Origin of the sequence: Ligilactobacillus agilis DSM 20509 (assembly GCF_001436215.1) — a bacterium.
Taxonomy (GTDB): Bacteria; Bacillota; Bacilli; order Lactobacillales; family Lactobacillaceae; genus Ligilactobacillus; species Ligilactobacillus agilis.
Genome location: NZ_AYYP01000006.1, coordinates 1 through 18,952 on the forward strand (window position 1 = coordinate 1; position 18,952 = coordinate 18,952).

An 18,952-nucleotide genomic window follows, 5' to 3' on the forward strand; every position below is an offset into this window, starting at 1 on the left:
ATATCAAGAGAATAGAGAATTTTTATGCTCTTTTTTGCTTTCAAGTTTCAGTTAGTAAACCATTCCATACAGAAAGTTGTGATTAATGTGCACGTTCGTTTTACATTCGGCAAAAGTATCAAGACTAAGTTATTAGTTCCCTTTGTCGTCTTAGTCTTTATTATCTGCCTTATTTTTAGCCTCAGTTCCCTAACTTCCCTCAAAACAACCGTTACGGATTTAGGGGTATCCCAGGGAAAATTGGCAGCCAAGACCGCGGCTGAGAGTTTAAATCCGGCCGACATCAAAAAAGTTACCCTCGCTCACCAAGACAAGGCTGCCTACCGCCGGATTAGGGCCGGCTTACAACGAATTATTGCCGGTAGCGACATCAAATATGCCTACACCATCATTAAGGCTAACGGCCACTACGTTTTCCAAGTCGATGGCGATAAGACCGACCCGGCTGCAATCGGGAGCAATTTTACTAGCGACCCAGTCTTAGTTGCCAAAGCCTTCTCCGGTCAAGTTAGCTCCACCCCACAAATTCAAAAAACGGCCGACGGCTACCTAGTTACCGCCTACCGTCCCATCATGGATAAATCCGGGCAGGTGATTGCCGTTATCGGGGTTGACTTTGGGGCCGACGAAGCCATGGCCATGCTTAAGCAAAAGGCCCTCTTCTTAATAGCGGTTAGCCTTATCTGCTTAGTTATTTCCACCCTGTTTCTTAATTTTGGCTTGTCACTACTTCAAAAATTCATCCGCAATATCGACCAAAGCATCTACGACCTGGCCCACACTGATGGCGATTTAACCAAGCGCTTAGATATTAAATCACACGATGAATTTGAAACGATGGCTAACCATATTAACGACTTATTAGACAACCTCCAACAAGTCATGAAAAATATCACCGCTGGAGCTACCTCAGTAGATGGTGCCTCCAAGCAAATGGTTACTAATATTACCGGCGTCCAAGCTGGAATTGCCGACGTTTCCGCTTCGATGGAAGAAATGTCGGCCTCGATGGAAGAAACTACTGCCTCAATGAGTGAAATCAACGACTCAATCCAAGAAATTAAGGCTACCACCCAAGACATTGCTAGTCGGGCTGACGCTGGCTTTAAGGATAGCCAGGCTACCATCGAAAAAGCCGAAACCATTTACCAAGAATCCAGTCAAAAGCAAGCTAGCGCTACAAACGAAGTGGCCGCAATTACCGCTAAGCTTAACGCTAAAATTGCTGGGGCCCAAGCGGTTGAACAGGTTAAACAGCTAACCAGCCAAATTATTGCCATTGCCCAACAGACTAACTTACTGTCACTAAATGCTGCTATCGAAGCGGCCCGCTCTGGTGAAGCCGGTAAAGGTTTCTCAGTGGTCGCCCAAGAAATTGGTAAACTAGCTAGCCAATCAAGCGAAGTAGCTAACGAAATCAGCTCGGTTTCTGCCCAAGTCATTCAGGTTGTAACCGAATTAAGCGGTGAGGCTAAACACGTCGGTGATTTCTTAAACGAAACGGTAACTACTGGTTACAACCAATTATTAGCTATTGCCAAGGATTACCAGGGTCAAGCCGAAACCCTCGGGGCCCTTCTCAAAGACTTCGCCCAAAGCAGTCAGGGCTTAGATCAAAAGTTAGATGCCATTGCCCAATCAACCCAGGCTGTTAATACCGCGACCGATGAGAGTGCCAAGGGCATCACCCAAGTCACCGAAAGTGCCATGGACATCACCAATAAGGTTGAGGAATTAAAACAAGTGGCTAAGCAAAACGAACAAACGGCTGCTAACCTCCAAAAAACGGTCGCCTACTTTAAACTGCAATAGGCACTTAAAAAATAAGCCCATCAATTTTGATGAGCTTATTTTTTTAGTTCTTTTCTTTAATTTCCCGCCGGGAATGAGCAGGCTTGGCAAAAATCATCCGGCCGGCATCGGTTTGGATGGCACTCGTTACTTCAACTTCAATCGTCTTATTCATGAAGTAGCGCCCATCTTCAACCACAATCATGGTCCCGTCGTCTAGATAAGCGACCCCTTGTTGGCGCTCAGTCCCATTTTTAATTACCATTACATTAAGTTTTTCACCAGGAATTACCCGGGGCTTTAAGGACTTAGCTAGGGCGTTAACATTTAGGACCCGCACATTTTGAAACTCGCTAACCTTATTAAGGTTATAGTCGTTGGTAATGATTTCTGCATCCAACAACTTAGCCAGCTTGATTAGTTTGGTATCGACTTCTTGAATATCTTCAAAGTCGCCTTCATACATTTCAACCGGAACTAACTTTTCGGTCCGCAGTTTATTTAGGATGTCTAAGCCCCGTCTGCCCCGCACTCGCTTGATGCTGTCACCAGAATCGGCGATGTATTGCAATTCGTATAAGACGAAGTTAGGTACAATCAGAGTTCCTTCTAAAAAGCCCGTCTTGGCTAAATCATAGATCCGACCATCAATTAAAATATTGGTGTCTAATAACTTATACTTATAAAAGTTTTCGCCAACTTTACGTTCCAGCACCTCTTCTTCAGGAGTAGCTTTCACCACTTCACTTTCGGCCTTTTTCTTAAGGGCAAAAAGCTTAGGTAAATCGCTGAAGCGCATCTTCCCCACAATAAAGCCCAGGTAGCCGAAAATAATCATCAACACAACCGGTAAAATGGTATTAAAGAAGAATAATTGCGAATGCGAGAATAGAGTTGAAATCAAGGCAGCAATCACTAAGCCGACAATCATTGAAATTCCCTCTGTAATTAAAACTTCCGGCTTTTGATGGAGGAGGCTACTTTCAATCTTTTTAATTAAAGCTTCCAAAGGGTTAGATAGTAGTAGACCTAAAAAAGACATGATTACTAACCCTAAAAACATATTCATAATTGGATTAACCAACCAAGGCTGGTTAAAATTAGCTAAACGCCATGCCCAGGGAAAAAAGGAATAGCCTATCCCAATCCCTAAAATGGCAAAGACAATCTTGATTAATCTCTTGCGCATATTGTTAACAATTCCTTTCATCAAAATATTCCTAGTCAAAGGCAATGTGGAGCGCTTCGTTTAAAGTCGTCACCCCTAAAACTTGAATCCCAGCCGGAAAATCCCAGCCATCCAGGTTATTTTTAGGGACAATTACCCGCTTAAAGCCTAGCTTAGCGGCTTCTGCCACCCGTTGTTCAATCCTAGTTACCGTCCGGACTTCGCCGGTTAAGCCTAACTCACCGATAAAGCAGTCGCTCGCCCGGGTTTCCTTATCCCGGTAAGAGGACACCAAACTAACTGCAATCGCTAAGTCAATCGCAGGTTCGTCTAGCTTAACGCCCCCCGCGGCCTTTAGGTAGGCATCCTGATTTTGTAATAACAAGCCGGCCCGCTTTTCTAAAACGGCCATAATCAACGAAACCCGGTTATGGTCAAGACCGGTCGTGGTCCGCTTAGCATTCCCAAAGGCAGTCGGGGTTACCAGGGCTTGGAGTTCAACCAAAATTGGGCGGGTTCCTTCAAGTGAAGCCACCACTGCCGACCCAGTTGCACCTTGCAGCCGTTCTTCCAAAAAAATTTCTGACGGGTTAGCGACCTCATATAAGCCCCCTTCCCGCATCTCAAAAATCCCAATTTCATTGGTGGAGCCAAAGCGGTTTTTGACGGCCCGCAAAATCCGAAAGGTCCTTTGCTTATCCCCTTCAAAGTAAAGGACGGTATCAACCATGTGCTCTAAGATCTTGGGCCCAGCAATGGCGCCCCCCTTAGTTACGTGGCCAACAATGAAGATGGTAATGCCGTTGGTCTTGGCTAACTGCATCAAATCGGCGGTTACTTCCCTAATTTGGGCAACGCTGCCGACAGCCGAAGTCATTTCTGGTTCTTGCATGGTTTGAACCGAGTCAATAATGACATAATCTGGTTTCAAATCACTGATGCTTTGACGAACCGCCCCCATATCTGTTTCGGGGTAGAGGTAAAATTCGCTACCGCCAACCCCTAGCCGGTCCGCCCGCATCTTAATTTGACTGGCACTTTCTTCACCAGAAACGTATAAGACCCGGCTCTTTAAGTCAGCTAATTGACCCGAAACCTGCAACAACAGGGTGGATTTACCAATTCCCGGGTCCCCCCCAATCAAAACCAAGGAGCCAGGGACAATCCCCCCGCCTAACACCCGGTTTAGTTCTTTTAGGTTGGTTTTGATGCGGGGTGTTTTTTCAATGCTAACTTGCTCGATTAATTGCGGGCTAACCTTGGTACCACTGATGGTCACCCGCGCATTCGCAGCTGCCTTGGGACTAGTCTTTTCTTCGATTTCTTCTACCAGGCTGTTCCAAGCCCCACAGTTAGGACAGCGACCCAAATACCGTGGGGAGCTGTAACCACATTCCTGGCAGACATACTTTGTTTTGGTTTTCGCCACAAGTTCACCTTCTTTTTAACGGCCGGAAGAACCAAAGCCCCCAGTCCGCTTTTGACTAGGACTTTGTTCCCCATCGGCTAGGAGGTAAGGCATAAAGATGCCCTGCCCGACCCGTTCACCTTTTTTAATCACTTGGTCTGTGAGGCCAAAATTTAATAACTGGAAGAAAATTTCTCCCTCATTAGCCTTGTTATCATAATAATCCGCGTCAACAATGCCGACCCCATTAGGTAAAATCAAGCTCCGCTTTAGGGGACTACTTGAGCGGTTGGCTAGGAGTAAAAATTCGTCTGCTTGCATGTAAGCCTTGATACCAGTAGGAACTAGGTAGGGCTTTAAAATTTTTTGGCCTAATAACAACTCTTCGTCACTGACTTCTTTTTGTTTTCTTAAAGCATGTAACACTTTTAAAAAGCCCAGCTTCCAAATTGAAGGTAAGACAAAATCTTCCCGGGCATAAAAATCATAACCGGCGGCATTTTTAGTGGCCCGCGTTGGTAATTTAATCTCTTGCTCTTTGTACTTAGAAACTACTTTAAATCCTCTTTTCATGAATTAACCTCTCTCATCGATACTTATCTATTATGATACCATTCTTTTTAGCTGGCTTCACGTAAAAGGCAAGCTAATATGCTATAATTAACTTAAATTAAATATTTTTATTGGGGGTTAGATTTTATGTACACTTGGACAGATAATTCAATGGATTACGCCAACGAAGAAGGTCGCCACCTGGCTAATATCGGCTTTTCAATGATTGATGCCAACCAAACCTATGTGGTTGAACATACCTGGGTGTCAGAAGATGCCCGGGGCATGGGATTAGCTGGTAAAATCACCGTTAACTTCTTAGAACATGCTAGGGCAGAAGGCAAAAAGGTCTTGCCTCTGTGCCCATATACTAAAAAATTTTTTGAAAAACACCCTGAATACGCCGACTTGCTCAAGGCTTAAATTTCACTAAAAAGAGAGCGCTTCAACTAATTAAGAAAGTAGGGACTAAAAATGAATCAAACTGAACTAAAAAAACTAGTTGGTCAAAAATCCGTCGACTGGATTAAAGACGGCATGATTGTTGGCCTAGGTACCGGCTCAACCGTCAAATTCATGGTGGATGAACTAGGACGCAAGGTTAAAGAAGAAGGTTTAAACGTGGTGGGGGTTACGACCTCTAACGTAACCGCCAAACAAGCAACCGAACTAGGAATTCCTTTAAAATCGGTTGATGAAGTTGACCACATTGACTTAACCATTGATGGGGCCGACGAAATTTCCGCCGACTTCCAAGGAATCAAAGGCGGTGGGGCCGCCCTCTTATTTGAAAAAATCGTGGCCACTAACTCTAAGAAAAACCTGTGGATTGTCGATGAAAGTAAAATGGTAGAAACCCTAGGTGCCTTTCCCCTTCCGGTTGAAGTCATCCCTTATGGGAGCCAGCGCATCTTTGACCGCTTTGAAGAAAAAGGTTTAAACCCTAGCTTCCGCAAGAAAGCAGACGGTGGCCTACTCTTAACCGACTCCGATAACTACATCATTGACCTCCACCTCGGTAGAATCGAAGATCCCCATGCCCTAGCCGACTACCTCATTAAACAAGTTGGGGTGGTTGAACATGGACTTTTCTTAGACCGTGTAAACACCGTCATCGTCGGTAAGCAAACTGGTCCCGAGGTCTTAGAAGCCCGTTAAGACTTTACTTAGATTTCTAATCAGTTTACAATAAAATTAATTGTTTCATTTTAAGGAGGAATTTTTTGTGACAAAAGAAATCAGTCCAGAACAATTAGCCGACTTTCAAGCTAATTTAAATACCCAACCTGCCCACGCCGTAATCGAACGGGCTGTGACTAAAAATGGTATTTTAAAAACAGCTGCTGACTGGCAAGCAGAAGTTGACATGGCCCCTGTTTTTTCTATCGACCTTGATACTGGTAAGGTGGCCAACCAAAAACAATCCGGCCGTTGCTGGATGTTTGCTGCCTTAAACACCATGCGTCACGATATAAAAAATAAGCTCAAAATCGAAGGCGACTTCGAATTATCCCAAAGCTACACTTTCTTTTGGGATAAGTTAGAAAAGGCCAACTACTTCTACCAAAATGTCCTAGCCACCGCCCAATTACCAACTAGCGACCGAAAAGTAGCTTGGTTGATGACCACACCTCAACAAGACGGGGGCCAATGGGATATGTTCATGGCCATCATCGAAAAATATGGGGTCGTGCCTAAGTCAGTTATGCCTGAAAGCTTCAGCTCCAGCGCTTCCCGCGAATTTAACGCTACTTTGAACCTTAAGTTGCGTAAGGATGCCGTGGAACTTAGAAAGTTAGTTGCCGCTAACGCTTCAGAAGCAGAAATTGCTAAGCGCAAAGAAGAAATGCTAGCGGAAGTCTACCGCATGGCTAGCTACAGCTTCGGACAACCACCAGTTAAGTTTGACTTCGAATACCGTGATAGCGACAAGAACTACCACATCGACCGCGACTTAACTCCTAAGGCCTTCTTTGCTAAATACATCGGTTGGAACCTTAGCGACTACGTTTCCATCATCAACGCCCCAACTGCTGACAAGCCTTACAACCACATGTACACCGTGGAAATGTTAGGTAACGTTGTGGGGGGCCGGCAAGTGCGGCACCTAAACGTGGACATGGCTACCTTCAAACAAGTTGCCATTGACCAATTAAAGGCAGGCGAAAGTGTTTGGTTCGGTTGTGACGTTGGCCAAGAATCAGATCGCCAAAAGGGTATCATGGACACTAACCTTTACCACAAGGATGAACTTTTCAACGTTGACATGCAGATGACTAAGGCAGACCGGCTCGATTACGGCGAAAGTCTGATGACTCACGCCATGGTCCTAACCGGGGTTGACCTAGTTGATGACAAACCAACTAAGTGGAAGGTTGAAAACTCTTGGGGTGAAAAAGTTGGGACGAAAGGTTTCTTCGTAATGAGCGACGCTTGGATGGACGAATACTGCTACCAAGTAGTTGTTAACAAGAAATTCTTACCAGCAGAATTACAAGCAGTCCTAACTGAAGAACCAAAGGTCCTTGCTCCTTGGGACCCAATGGGTGCTTTAGCCTAAGTTTTAAATAAAATCTAGTCAAAAAGAGGTCGGGAAAATTTCCCGGCCTCTTTTTAGATAGTTAATTCAAGTAAGTTGCCCTCTAAATCTGTAACGACAGCCTCATAATAGCCATCACCCGTAATTCGCGGACCACTAAGCAAATCACAGCCAGCCGCCCTTAGCTCCTTAACCTTGGCGTCAACAGCTTCCTTAGACCCTAGACTAAAAGCCAGGTGGGCCAAGCCTAAGCGCTCAGTGGCTACTTGAGGTAGGTCAGCTTTATGGCAAAGTTCTAGCCGCGCCCCTTCCGCCAAGTTAATAAAATAAGAGGAAAAGCCTGTCCGCGGATTGTGGTATTTAGGCCCCGCCTGCCCGTCAAAATACTTGGTATAAAAATCCTTAGCCGCCTCTAAATCAGCTACAAATAAGCCTAGGTGTTCAATTTTCATCTAAAATCCCCCTCTAGTTATTAGGATTTGAATAATTTGTACCAATAAATTATAATATAGACTGTAAGCAATTTCAAATAACGAGAGAGGATACTTATTTATGGAACAAAAACTTATTTTCCTAGACATTGATGGAACCATCCTCGGTTATGATGGCACTCTCCCTGCTAGCGCGGTTACGGCCATCAAGACCGCCCGCCAAAATGGTCACAGGGTTTACCTCAATTCAGGCCGCAGTAAGGCTGAGTTACCTAAGGAACTGTTAGCCATCGGCTTTGACGGGATTATCGGTGGCAATGGTAACTACGTTGAAAATGACGGCCAGGTCATCTTTCACCAGGCCTTACCTCTTGAGACTGAACAAGCCATCGTTACCTGGCTAACTGAGCGTAACCTGCCCTTCTACCTTGAAAGTAACGCCGGCCTGTTTGGGAGTCCTGACTTTGAAATCAAAGCCAAGCCCGCCTTTCAAGCCTACATTCACAGTAAGAATCCCCAAGCAGATACCAGCAACTTAAAAGTTGAAGACGAGCTACACGGCCTAATCCTTGGAGCAGACCTCACCCGATGTGACGTCAACAAAATCAGCTTTGCCCTAAAATCCTACCAGGATTTCTTGGATACCAAAGCTGCTTTTCCAGACCTCGAGGTAGGAACTTGGGGCGGCAAGGACGAGTTAGCCTTGTTTGGTGACCTCCGCCCTAAAAATATCACCAAGTCTAACGCCATTGATCACCTGCTTACCTTCCTAAATGCCACTAAGGAACAAACCGTAGCTTTTGGGGACGCCAAGATTGACATCCCGATGTTTACCTACTGCAACTTGGGGGTTGCCATGGGTAACGCCGGCCCCGAAACCAAGGCCGCAGCCGACTTGATTACCACTGACCTTATGGACGACGGACTATTTAACGGCTTTAAAGAAATCGGGGTGCTTTCAAATGACTAAGAGATTATATTTAATGCGCCACGGGCAAACCCTCTTTAACCAAATGCACAAAATTCAAGGTTGGTGCGACTCACCGTTGACGGAAGCTGGGATTAAACAGGCACAGGCAGCCGGTCGCTATTTCAAGGAAGCCGGCATTCACTTTGACGCTGCCTTTTGTTCAACCGCTGAACGAACTAGTGATACCTTAGAAATTGCCACTAACAACTCCCTTCCTTACACCCGCTTAAAGGGCTTGCGTGAATGGGGCTTTGGCCGTTTTGAAGGTCAAGACGAAGCCTTAAATCCCCCTGCTCCTTACGGGGATTTCTTCAAGTACTACGGCGGTGAGGGCCAGAGTCAAGTTGAAGCGCGGCTAGTTAAAACCCTAACGGATATTATGAAACAAACCAGTGGCCAAAATATCCTCGCCGTCTCTCACGGTGGGGCTTTGATTAACTTCTACTGGGGAATTACCAACAAACGCAGCGAATTTTTGCCCATGACTAACTGCGCCATTTGCGTTTACGACTTCGCTGACGGTCACTTCACCTTCAAGGACCTAATCCAACCAACCTTGCTTTACCAGGAGGAGAAAATATCATGACAAAAACACTTTACCTAATGCGCCACGGGCAAACGCTCTTTAACCAAATGCATAAAATTCAAGGCTTTTGTGATTCCCCGCTAACAGACTTAGGAATTAACCAAGCCAAACTAGCTCGGGCCTACTTTAATGACAGGCAAATAAAGCTTACCGCTGCCTTTTGTTCTACTTCCGAGCGCGCTAGCGATACCTTAGAAATCGTTACCAATAATAGCTTACCTTACACCCGACTCAAAGGCTTAAAGGAATGGAATTTTGGTCGCTTCGAGGTCCAAGACGAGGCCTTAAATCCACCTTTACCTTACAAAGATTTCTTTAAAACCTTTGGCGGTGAAGGTCAAAGCGAAGTCGGCCTCCGGATGGAAGCAACCATTTTAGATTTAATGGCAACGGCTGCGGGCGAAAATGTCTTGGTGGTCTCCCACGGCGCCGCCTGCGCTTGCTTCTACCGCCAGGTTACCGGGCAAAGCCAGCTACCCATTAGGGGCATCAAAAATTGCTCCATTTTCAAATACCAATACGCTGACCACCATTTGACCTACCAAGACTTATGGCAACCGGACTTTAGTCAGTTGGATAACAAATAGGGTTAACAGCGCCTCGTGCTGCTAACCCTATTTTTCTATTCTTACAAGCATAACATAAAATATAAACAACTTAATGTCAGGTTTACTTTACATCAGCAAAAAAACTTGCTTTTCAGCGTGCTGGTTAGCTAAACTAAGCTTAACTTACTTTAAAAGAGGTGCTGCTATGGCCTACTGCTACTTACTACTCGCTATTTGCTTAGAATTAATTGCCACTAACTTTCTTAAACTGTCGGCCGGCTTTTCTAGGCTGGTGCCCACTATTATTACAGTCAGTGCTTACTGTGCTTGCTTTTACTTCTTCTCGCTTAGCCTAAGGGGAATTAAGCTAAGTATTGCCTACGCCACCTGGTCGGGCGTGGGGATTATCTTTGCCAGCTTGCTTTCCTACTTTCTTTTTAAGGAAAGCCTTACTGGCTGGCAGCTACTAGGACTGGGACTGATTGTTTGTGGGACCATCATTGCCAACCTAACCGGCGGACATTAACTTACTGAAAGGACTTGATTTAATGCCAACTACAACCCAAGCTAAAACCTACACTATCGGTCAGGTGGCAGCCATGTTTAACCTGTCTACCTACACTCTGCGCTACTACGATAAGGAAGGGTTGATTCCTAACTTAAAAAAAGACGCCGCGGGAAAGCGGGCCTTCTCGGAAGAAAATCTCGCCACCATTAACATCATCGAATGTATTAAGAAAGCTGGAATGCCAATCAAAGACATCAAACAATTTATCGTGTGGTGTAATCAAGGGGACGCTAGCCTTAAACAAAGATTGGCCATGTTTCAGCAGTTACGACAAGACGTGTTAGGCCAACTGGCTCAGTTAGAAGAAACGCTGGCCACGATTGAATACAAGTGCGACTACTATCAACAAGCGGTCGCCGCCGGAACGGAAACCTACGTCAAAGCTAAAGCCCACAATACGGAAAACGTCCATGATTAAGTTTTTAGATTTAACTTTCCAAATTTTAATAAAAAGTGTACGCTAAGGATAATACTATTTAAGGACGTGATTAAATGATTGGAACACTTACTAATACCTGCGCCATCCTAGTTGGAACTAGCATCGGCTGCCTGCTTCGCAGCGGCCTAAAGGAAAAATATCGCCAAGTCCTCTTTTTAGCAATGGGCTTAGCCGCTTTTGGAATTGGTTTAGAGAATCTGACCAACGCAATGCCCAAGAGTCATTATCACGTCCTCTTTATCGTTAGCCTCGCTATTGGGGCTTTGTTAGGAACCTGGTGGCAAATCGATAAACGTTTCAACGCACTTGTAACTAAGTACAGTCAATCTCAGGTCGGCCAGGGCCTAGCCACCGGGGTCTTGCTCTACTGCTTTGGGGCCTTATCGATTGTCGGACCCGTCATGGCTGCGGTTAAGGCTGACTACACCATGTTGTTTACCAATGCTACCTTGGACTTTGTCACCTCGATTATCTTTGGGGCCAGTTTTGGTTGGGGGATGCTGCTAGGAGCGCCCGTCTTATTTTGCTGGCAGGGTAGCATTTACCTAATCGCTAAATTCCTTTCGGCCTCCTTCTTTAGTGGCCCACTTGTAACCGAATTAACCATTATTGGGGGCTTTTTGATTACCGCCTCAGGTATCTCCCTCTTAAAACTGCGGGAAATCAAAACCCTTAACTTCTTGCCGGCTTTATTTGTACCAGTCATCTTCTTTCTAGTTAAAGGCTGGTTAGGCTGGTAAAATAAGCGGGGCTAGTTTGCTAACGTTAGCAAACTAGCCCCGTTTTACTACTTAAATTAAGAATTATCTAGTCCCCCCTATATCAGCCTTATTATTTTAATAAAATTAATTTTATGTGAATTTTTGATAAGAAAAATCTAAATTTGTTCTTTTTTTGAATTGATTCCGCCCGCTTTTGCGAATCATATATATGGAGGGGTATCTTTCTTCAAAAAAATTACGGAGGTTTTTTACATGAATCAATTTGACAACCAAGAACCAAACTGGGGTAACATCAACATCACCGACAAGGAAATGTTTAACCAGGTGATGCAACACGACGACTTGTGCCTGCGCTTTTTACAAACGGTCTTTCCGTCAGCTAAACTAACAAAGCTAACCCCTGTTTCTGAATCTGAACGCCAGGAAGCCTTAGGGGCAGACAGCGACTTGTTAGACCTTTTAGTCTATGATCAAAATCAGTATTTATTTCACATCAGTCTCTTAGACCAACCTGTTAGCCCCGATGACATCGCAGACTTAGTCGTAGCCACTAGCAAGGCCCTTGTCCCCTTTCACCAAAAATTCAAGTCCACTGCTAGCCAGGCTAGTGGTCTGTATAACATCATCGTCTACCCTTATCACTACCTAGATGACGATGAAGCCTTGCACCGCTTCCACGGCCTGTTTGTGCTTAAGAGCTTGCAAGTCGTCAACGTCAAAACCGTCTTAATTACTACCAGCGACCTGCCAGCTTAGACTAAAATAACAGCCAGACTAACAATTTGCTAGCCTGGCTGTTACTCTTCTCTTCCCAATGTAAATACCTAATTTAAACGCTCTTCTTCTTAGTCTTCTGGTCGCACAGTTCCTAAGCGCTTCTTGCTTTTCGGTGCAAATAAAATACTACCATCCGCTAATAACTTGGGCTTATATTCCTTGGCCACCTTAATATTGAAATCTTTCGGAACTGTTAAAACAGTGGAATTACCCACTTTACGTGTTTTAACAATCATAAATCCCTACCTACTCCTCTCTCTTATGCCTTGCCCCCTAAACATACCCTTTCCGTACGATTGTATTATTTATGTTAATAAAGTTCAACTATTTTCCCTCAATTTAATAAAAGTTTATTTGGGATGCTTACCCGCATGCCTTAATAACTTCCACTTACTTGGAATCGGGGTAAATAAAATCTTGCCGCCACTATTTTCTAATAACCTGGCGATAAACAGTTGGCCTACCGCTACCTTAAACTTTTTAGGATGGTTACCACTACAGAGTTTCCTACTTTCCGCGCCTTCACTCTCACTTGACTCACCCTTTCTGTCAATCACCCAACAGTTGCGCGAACGTAAAACCCTACTTACTTTTGCGTCAAATCGTAGCTCTGAGCTAGTAAGTCTTTAATCTGTTCAGCTGCGATTTGCTTAAGCCTAATCGAAATCCAGGTTGCCTTATTCATGTGGTAGGCTGGTAAAAAGCCCGGCATTTGCTTCAACAGCCCCACTAATTCAGGGTCTAGTTTGACATTTAGTAGCTCTTCGCTTCCCTGCCCACTTAAGCCCAGCTTCGCAGCCGGCACAGTCATCACAAGTGCAAACCACTTTCGGTTAGCTTGCTGACGAAAAACCGCATAGGTGGGAAATTTTTGCCACAAATATTCGGCTTGGACTTGATATTTTTGCTCGATATAGGCCAATAATTCCTTTCGTTCCATCCTGCCACCTCATGCTCATTCTATCACTTATTTTTATTAAAAGATAGTTTTTTGAGTATAAACAAAAATAGACCGTCACCCCCGTGCCTTGGAATGACAGCCTTTAATCTTTTTAAATTTAGTCAGATAATTTATCTAAAGCTTGAGCAAAGTCGGCGATTAAATCGTCAGCATTTTCGATTCCAACCGAGATTCTAATCAAGTCAGGCGTAACCCCGGCCGCCTTTAGTTCCTCCTCGCTTAGTTGTGCGTGGGTGGTTGAAGCTGGGTGGATAATCAATGACTTAGCGTCGGCCACATTGGCTAGTAAGGAGAAGAGCCGTAAGTGATCGATTAATTCCTGGCCAGCTTGCTTGCCCCCCGTTAATCCTAAGGTAAAAATTGAACCGACCCCTTTAGGGAAGTACTTTTGCGCAAGGGCATTGTATTTGTTATCAGCTAACTCTGGGTAGTTAATCCAAGCCACTTCTGGCCGGCTTTGCAAGAAGGCAATCAATTTGCGGGTGTTTTCCACGTGGCGTTCTACCCGCAGCGACAGGGTTTCTAAGCCTTGTAACAGTAAGAATGAGTTGAAGGGACTGATGGCCGCCCCGGTATCACGGGCAACTTCCGCCCGAATCTTAGTGGTAAAGGCTGCTCCCTTGAGGTCGGCAAACTTCAAGCCTTCGTAGTGTTCGTTTGGTTCTGTAAAGCCAGGGTAGCGGCCGCTAGCTTGGTAATCAAAGTCACCCTTTTCTACAACCACGCCCCCCATCGTAGTCCCGTGGCCACCAATAAACTTAGTAGCAGAATGAACCACCACGTCGGCCCCATGATCTAGTGGCCGCACCAAGTATGGTGTCCCAAAGGTGTTATCCACAATGAATAGCAGGCCGTGCTTGTGGGCGATTTCTCCCAGGGCTTCAAAGTCAACCAGGTTAATCCCGGGGTTACCGATACTTTCCACGTAGATTGCCTTTGTCTTCTCATTAATCTTAGCCTCAAAGTTAGCTGGGTCGTCAGGGTCCACAAAGTGGGTAGTGATTCCCAGCCGCTTTAAGGTCACACTAAAGAGGTTGTAAGTTCCTCCGTATAAGGTGCTAGCAGCCACAATTTCATCCCCACTGCCGGCAACGTTTAAAATGGCGTAGGTGATTGCTGCTGACCCAGAAGCAAGGGTAATCCCGGCACTCCCGTTTTCTAAGGCGGCCACCCGCTTATCGACTACTTCGGTTGTGGGGTTAGTCAAGCGGGTATAGATATTGCCTGGGTCTTTTAAGGCAAAGCGTTCTGCGGCTTGCTTGGCGTCCTTAAAGACGTAAGAAGTTGTTTGGTAAATCGGTACGGCCCGGGCACCTGTTTCATCTAAACCTTGACCGGCGTGAACTTGTAGGGTTTCAAAGTGATCGTTAGTGGTGGTTACTTGTTTTTCAGTCATAATAAATCCTCATTTCTATCCGATTTTTTGAATTACTTGTAGCCAGTTAGTGTACAGACGCACACTGGTCGGCTGCCAACTGTTTACAATCTGACGTTGGCGGTAGTAATTTGAAGGTAGACTAATCTTTTTACCCAAACGGACATCCCGTTGGTACTCGCCTGCTAGCGTTTCAGTCGCATACTCGGGGTGGCCGGTAATAAAGAGGTTCTTCAAATCACTCGTGGCTAATAAGAAGGCCTCCACTTCGTTTGAACTTGCCAAAAGCTGTAAGTCTTTAGGGAGCTTAGGGGGCAAATTCAAATCAGTGTGGCGTGACTGCGGCATTCGCAGTAGGCCTCCCGAACCGAAGCCCTTCAAAAAATGGTTAGTTTCTGCTTGAATTCTTGCCTGGTAAATGCCAAAGAGTTTTGCCTTTCGGGCAGTCTTTTCAATCCCATACTGGACCTTTAAGGCGGCCTGGCTAGCCCAACATTCAAACAAGGCGTAGGTATTGGTTGCTTGCGCCCAAGCGACTAACCGACAAAAGTCATGCCAATAATCCACTTGTTCAAAAGCTAGGTGTTCGACCGGCGCGCCGGTAACAATTACGCCGTCAAAATTTTGTTTAAGGGCTTGGCTTAAAGGCAGGTAGGTTTGCTTAACCAGCGGCCCATCACCATGGCGGAAATGATGACTGTCTGGGTAGGCAAAGGTTACCTGGCAATTAATTTTGGTTTTGGCTAGCAGCTTTAAAAACTGCAACTCCGTTTCTAGTTTGGTCGGCATTAGGTTGACAATTAGCAGTTCTAAGCCCGCTGCAATATTTTCCTGCCAAAGTTGCTTGGTTTTTGCAAGCCCATTTTTGCTGGTCACCGTCATCATCTCACATCCCTTCATAATCTAAAGCTTTAACCCCAGACTTCCTTAGCAGTTGACACTACCAGCTTTAACTTAGCCCACTGGTCAGCTTCGGTTAACTTATTACCCGTTTCGGTTGAGGCAAACCCACACTGGGTACTAAGGGCTAGGTCAGCTAAATCGACATACTGGCTCGCCTCTTTAATCCGGGCCTTTAACTCAGCCGGCGCTTCTAACTGTGGTCTTTTGCTAGTAACTAGGCCTAAGACAACTCGCTTGCCAGCTGGAACGTATTTTAATGGTGCAAAGCCGCCGGCCCGTTCATCATCAAATTCGAGAAAATAGCCATCATAATCGGTGGCAAATAAGTCAGGGGCAATTTGATCATAGCCACCGCTGAAAAGCCAGCTAGAAGCGTGGTTGCCCCGACAAACATGGGTAGTTACCGTTAGGTCACTTGGTTTGTTAGCTAAGGCTTCGTTAATAATTTGCCGGGAAATCTTGGTTGCTTCAACCGGGTCAATTCCCTTAGCCTTTAAGTCGGCCCGCTTATGTTCGTCAACTAAAAAGGCCCAGTTGGTATCGTCAAATTGCAAGTAACGACAGCCTAGTGCGTAAAAAGCTTGGATGGCATCCGAGTAGGTCTTGGCCAAGTCATGGTAAAAGTCATTAAGATCAGGGTAGACTTCACTTAGCTTTGAAGTCCCGTCGTTAGCTAAGACCTCTTGGCGGTAAAGCATCGTTGGGGCAGGAATCGTTGCTTTGGCTAACACCTCCGGCCCGGCTACTTCCTTTAAGAAGCTAAAGTCCTTAAGGAAGGGGTGGTCGAAGTTAAAGGAGAGTTTATCAACCACGCGGACGTTGTAGGCTGGGGCGTTGGTTCCCTGGAACTGTTGGTTATAAGCCTGAGGGTGGTAGCCTTCAACCCCATTTAGGTTCTCTAAGAAATCTAAGTGCCAAAAGCCGCGCCGAAATTCTCCGTCGGTTACCGCCTGTAAGCCAACTTCTTTTTGCTTAGCCACTAGGTCAGTAATTAACTTATCTTCTAGGGCCCGCAAATCATTTTTACTTAGTTTGCCTTCCTTAAACTCTGCCCGGGCTTGCTTTAATTCCGCTGGTCTTAAAAATGATCCAACGATGTCGTAATGTGCTAAGTTTGTCATCCTAATTCCCCCATACTTCCTTGGCTGTTTCAATTACTAGCTTGATTTTTTGCCACTGTTCTTCTTCAGTTAAAATATTGCCTTCCTCGGTGGAAGCAAAACCACATTGCGTGCTTAACGCTAAATTTTCTAAGGAAACGTATTGGCTTGCTTCCTCAATCCGCTTTTTCAACGTCGCCTTATCCTCTAGCTCGGGCCGCTTGCTGGTTACTAGGCCTAAGACCACTCGTTTGCCGGCTGGAAGTGCTGCTAGTGGTTTAAAATCACCTGACCGCTCATCATCAAATTCAAGGTAAAAATCACTTACGTTTTCCTTGGCAAAAACGTGGTCCGCTACTACTTGGTAGCCCCCCTTAGATGCCCAGGTGGAGTGGTAATTTCCCCGGCAAATGTGGGTGGAAACCCGCAGATCGGCTGGGAGGTCCCGGAGTGCTCCGTTATTCAAACGCAGGTAAATTTCTTGAAGTGCATCCCTATCAAATTCAGTTTCATCCCGTTGTTCCCAATAACGGTCATCAACAACCATTCCCCAAGTACAGTCATCAAGTTTGACATCGCGACACCCCGCTTCATACAAAGCTAAGATTAAATCGCGGTAGGCATTAGAGATATCTGTAAATAACTCGTCGTCGCTTTCGTACACTTTGCGTAAGGCCGCTACGTTTTCAGGCCCCCGCACTAACTCCGCATATAACTGAGCGGGAGCAGGAATTGACTGACGGGCAGTTAAATTTGTTCCAGCTGTTAACTGCTTTAAAAACTTAAAGGCTTCTAAATCTGGGTGGGTACCAGCAAAAGCAATCTTACCCACCACCCGAGCTGAATCCGGTCTAGTTTCTTCATCATGGAAGAAGTAGCCATGCTTACGCACGATATGTTCAATTCCGGCAAAGCCCCAAAAAGTATCTAGGTGCCAGTAACTTCTGCGAAACTCGCCGTCAGTCACAACTAACAGTCCACTAGCTTCTTCCTTAGCGACTAAGTCCTTAATCGCTTGGTCTTCAACTGCCTTTAAAGCAGCTGCGTCAATCCGGCCTGCCTCAAAGTCGGCCCGGGCTTGTTTTAATTCCTGTGGTCTTAAAAATGATCCAACAATGTCGTAATGTGCTAAGTTTGTCATGCTAATTCCTCCTGTCTGGCTATAAAAAAACGCCCCTAGTAAACGAAAGTTTACTAGGGACGTGTCAATTTCAAATCCACGTGTTACCACCCGTCATTTAGTACCATTTCACAATGATACCCTCACTAAGTACACTAATGTAAGCTATACTCGTTCGCTATAACAGGCGACCCCTGTTGACCGCTCGCAAACAGCTCACGATCAAATTAGCTCCAAGACCATCTTCACTAAGCTTTCGTCACACCGCCTCTCACCTGCCGCGGCTCTCTTTAGTGCTATTCACATTAGTTACTCATCTTTTCTTAGCTATTTCTAATTAATATGCCATTATAATATCGTGCTGACCTCAACTTGTCAACACCCTTTTAAAACTTTTTTGAAATTATTTTTTCCATGTCATACCAGACCTCGTTAGCGTGAGTCGAGGCAGATTGACCTTGGTTGTGATATCCATTTCGTTCATAAAAGCCAATCCGGTCGGCTAGACAGGTCAGTGATAAACTGCTAATTTCCTTAGCTTTAGCCACCTCTTCCAAAGCTGTCAACAAGGCTGAGCCTAGCTTTTGCCCACGTTTTTTAGGCGTAACTGCAATCGATAAGATATTGAGGTACTTCCCGTCTGAAATAGACTTAGCTTGCGCTTCGTACATCCAATCTTCAACGTAGCGAGTAGTTGTGACCAGACCACAAACAAAACCACAAACCTGCCCCTGATCAGCTACTGCAACCAAAAAAGTTTCCGCCATATTTTCAATTCGGGCAGCAAAGGTCGATGCACTAGCTGCTTCAGCTGGACTAAAGCCTGCTTGTTCAATCGCTACCACTGCCTCTAAATCACTTTTTTGTACCTGTCTAACTTTCATTAATTTAGGGCGGGATACCAGTGGTTTTAACCACTGGAGGGATAGCCCTCACTTTAGGTTCTCTAGAACCTACTTTTTACCCTTTCGCCTCCTTATGCTGTGTATTCACC

23 protein-coding genes are annotated in these 18,952 nt (G+C 45.3%); 11 read left to right on the forward strand and 12 right to left on the reverse strand.

Annotation, left to right across the window (positions count from 1 at the left end):
- The first annotated feature begins 78 nt into the window (after nt 1–78).
- On the forward strand, nt 79–1,812 hold the full coding sequence (locus FC14_RS00425; protein WP_162258652.1) for a methyl-accepting chemotaxis protein: 1,734 nt from the start codon (nt 79–81) through the stop codon (nt 1,810–1,812).
- Between the two features lie 43 nt (nt 1,813–1,855).
- Here FC14_RS00425 and FC14_RS00430 read toward each other — a convergent pair whose 3' ends face one another.
- From FC14_RS00430 to FC14_RS00440, 3 genes are read right to left on the reverse strand one after another with little or no spacing between them, the layout of a single operon-like run.
- Nucleotides 1,856–2,980 carry a PIN/TRAM domain-containing protein gene (locus FC14_RS00430; RefSeq protein WP_056975642.1) on the reverse strand — a complete coding sequence of 375 codons (1,125 nt, stop codon included), beginning with the start codon at nt 2,978–2,980 and terminating at the stop codon, nt 1,856–1,858.
- 31 nt (nt 2,981–3,011) lie between these two features.
- The gene (gene radA / locus FC14_RS00435) at nt 3,012–4,388 is read right to left on the reverse strand and encodes a DNA repair protein RadA (RefSeq protein WP_056975644.1); all 1,377 of its coding nucleotides are present in this window, start codon (nt 4,386–4,388) and stop codon (nt 3,012–3,014) included.
- 15 nt (nt 4,389–4,403) lie between these two features.
- The gene (locus tag FC14_RS00440; RefSeq protein WP_056975647.1) at nt 4,404–4,940 is read right to left on the reverse strand and encodes a dCTP deaminase/dUTPase family protein; all 537 of its coding nucleotides are present in this window, start codon (nt 4,938–4,940) and stop codon (nt 4,404–4,406) included.
- A gap of 126 nt (nt 4,941–5,066) precedes the next feature.
- Between FC14_RS00440 and FC14_RS00445 the strand changes: the two genes are divergently transcribed.
- From FC14_RS00445 to FC14_RS00455, 3 genes are all read left to right on the forward strand, one after another.
- On the forward strand, nt 5,067–5,342 hold the full coding sequence (locus tag FC14_RS00445) for a GNAT family N-acetyltransferase (RefSeq protein WP_056975650.1): 276 nt from the start codon (nt 5,067–5,069) through the stop codon (nt 5,340–5,342).
- A gap of 51 nt (nt 5,343–5,393) precedes the next feature.
- Nucleotides 5,394–6,077: a ribose-5-phosphate isomerase RpiA gene (rpiA, locus tag FC14_RS00450; RefSeq protein WP_056975652.1), complete on the forward strand. Its 684-nt coding sequence runs from the start codon at nt 5,394–5,396 to the stop codon at nt 6,075–6,077.
- Between the two features lie 67 nt (nt 6,078–6,144).
- Nucleotides 6,145–7,479: a C1 family peptidase gene (locus FC14_RS00455; RefSeq protein WP_056975655.1), complete on the forward strand. Its 1,335-nt coding sequence runs from the start codon at nt 6,145–6,147 to the stop codon at nt 7,477–7,479.
- A 53-nt stretch (nt 7,480–7,532) separates the two neighbouring features.
- Here FC14_RS00455 and FC14_RS00460 read toward each other — a convergent pair whose 3' ends face one another.
- Complete coding sequence (locus FC14_RS00460) at nt 7,533–7,910, reverse strand: VOC family protein (protein WP_056975657.1); 378 nt, start codon at nt 7,908–7,910, stop codon at nt 7,533–7,535.
- Nucleotides 7,911–8,010: 100 nt separating this feature from the next.
- On the opposite strand from FC14_RS00460, the gene FC14_RS00465 reads away from it, so the two are divergent.
- The 7 genes from FC14_RS00465 (at nt 8,011) to FC14_RS00495 (ending at nt 12,478) form a co-directional block, all read left to right on the forward strand.
- Nucleotides 8,011–8,859: an HAD family hydrolase gene (locus tag FC14_RS00465; RefSeq protein ID WP_056975659.1), complete on the forward strand. Its 849-nt coding sequence runs from the start codon at nt 8,011–8,013 to the stop codon at nt 8,857–8,859.
- Nucleotides 8,852–9,445, forward strand: coding sequence for a histidine phosphatase family protein (locus FC14_RS00470; protein WP_056975661.1), 594 nt, complete (start codon nt 8,852–8,854; stop codon nt 9,443–9,445). Before FC14_RS00465 ends, FC14_RS00470 begins: the two co-directional genes overlap by 8 nt.
- Nucleotides 9,442–10,032 carry a histidine phosphatase family protein gene (locus tag FC14_RS00475; RefSeq protein WP_056975663.1) on the forward strand — a complete coding sequence of 197 codons (591 nt, stop codon included), beginning with the start codon at nt 9,442–9,444 and terminating at the stop codon, nt 10,030–10,032. The genes FC14_RS00470 and FC14_RS00475 overlap by 4 nt, the downstream gene beginning before the upstream one ends.
- 166 nt (nt 10,033–10,198) lie before the next feature.
- Nucleotides 10,199–10,519, forward strand: coding sequence for a DMT family transporter (locus FC14_RS00480; RefSeq protein WP_050611751.1), 321 nt, complete (start codon nt 10,199–10,201; stop codon nt 10,517–10,519).
- A gap of 22 nt (nt 10,520–10,541) precedes the next feature.
- Nucleotides 10,542–10,979 (forward strand): MerR family transcriptional regulator, encoded by a 438-nt coding sequence (locus FC14_RS00485; RefSeq protein WP_056975665.1) that lies wholly within the window; start codon nt 10,542–10,544, stop codon nt 10,977–10,979.
- 74 nt (nt 10,980–11,053) lie between these two features.
- Nucleotides 11,054–11,740, forward strand: coding sequence for a DUF554 domain-containing protein (locus FC14_RS00490; RefSeq protein WP_056975667.1), 687 nt, complete (start codon nt 11,054–11,056; stop codon nt 11,738–11,740).
- Between the two features lie 234 nt (nt 11,741–11,974).
- On the forward strand, nt 11,975–12,478 hold the full coding sequence (locus tag FC14_RS00495) for a hypothetical protein (protein WP_056975669.1): 504 nt from the start codon (nt 11,975–11,977) through the stop codon (nt 12,476–12,478).
- A gap of 89 nt (nt 12,479–12,567) precedes the next feature.
- Here FC14_RS00495 and FC14_RS10485 read toward each other — a convergent pair whose 3' ends face one another.
- The 8 genes from FC14_RS10485 to FC14_RS00530 form a co-directional block, all read right to left on the reverse strand.
- On the reverse strand, nt 12,568–12,735 hold the full coding sequence (locus FC14_RS10485; RefSeq protein ID WP_156655705.1) for a hypothetical protein: 168 nt from the start codon (nt 12,733–12,735) through the stop codon (nt 12,568–12,570).
- 114 nt (nt 12,736–12,849) lie between these two features.
- On the reverse strand, nt 12,850–13,056 hold the full coding sequence (locus tag FC14_RS00500; RefSeq protein ID WP_056975670.1) for a hypothetical protein: 207 nt from the start codon (nt 13,054–13,056) through the stop codon (nt 12,850–12,852).
- Nucleotides 13,057–13,085: 29 nt separating this feature from the next.
- Complete coding sequence (locus FC14_RS00505) at nt 13,086–13,439, reverse strand: MmcQ/YjbR family DNA-binding protein (RefSeq protein ID WP_056975673.1); 354 nt, start codon at nt 13,437–13,439, stop codon at nt 13,086–13,088.
- Nucleotides 13,440–13,557: 118 nt separating this feature from the next.
- The gene (locus FC14_RS00510) at nt 13,558–14,856 is read right to left on the reverse strand and encodes an O-acetylhomoserine aminocarboxypropyltransferase/cysteine synthase family protein (protein WP_056975675.1); all 1,299 of its coding nucleotides are present in this window, start codon (nt 14,854–14,856) and stop codon (nt 13,558–13,560) included.
- A gap of 15 nt (nt 14,857–14,871) precedes the next feature.
- On the reverse strand, nt 14,872–15,720 hold the full coding sequence (locus FC14_RS00515) for a homoserine O-acetyltransferase/O-succinyltransferase family protein (RefSeq protein WP_056975677.1): 849 nt from the start codon (nt 15,718–15,720) through the stop codon (nt 14,872–14,874).
- Nucleotides 15,721–15,746: 26 nt separating this feature from the next.
- On the reverse strand, nt 15,747–16,859 hold the full coding sequence (locus FC14_RS00520; RefSeq protein ID WP_056975678.1) for a 5-methyltetrahydropteroyltriglutamate--homocysteine S-methyltransferase: 1,113 nt from the start codon (nt 16,857–16,859) through the stop codon (nt 15,747–15,749).
- Nucleotide 16,860: 1 nt separating this feature from the next.
- Nucleotides 16,861–17,979: a 5-methyltetrahydropteroyltriglutamate--homocysteine S-methyltransferase gene (locus FC14_RS00525; protein ID WP_056975679.1), complete on the reverse strand. Its 1,119-nt coding sequence runs from the start codon at nt 17,977–17,979 to the stop codon at nt 16,861–16,863.
- Nucleotides 17,980–18,344: 365 nt separating this feature from the next.
- Nucleotides 18,345–18,842: a GNAT family N-acetyltransferase gene (locus tag FC14_RS00530; protein WP_056975681.1), complete on the reverse strand. Its 498-nt coding sequence runs from the start codon at nt 18,840–18,842 to the stop codon at nt 18,345–18,347.
- Nucleotides 18,843–18,952: the final 110 nt, after the last annotated feature.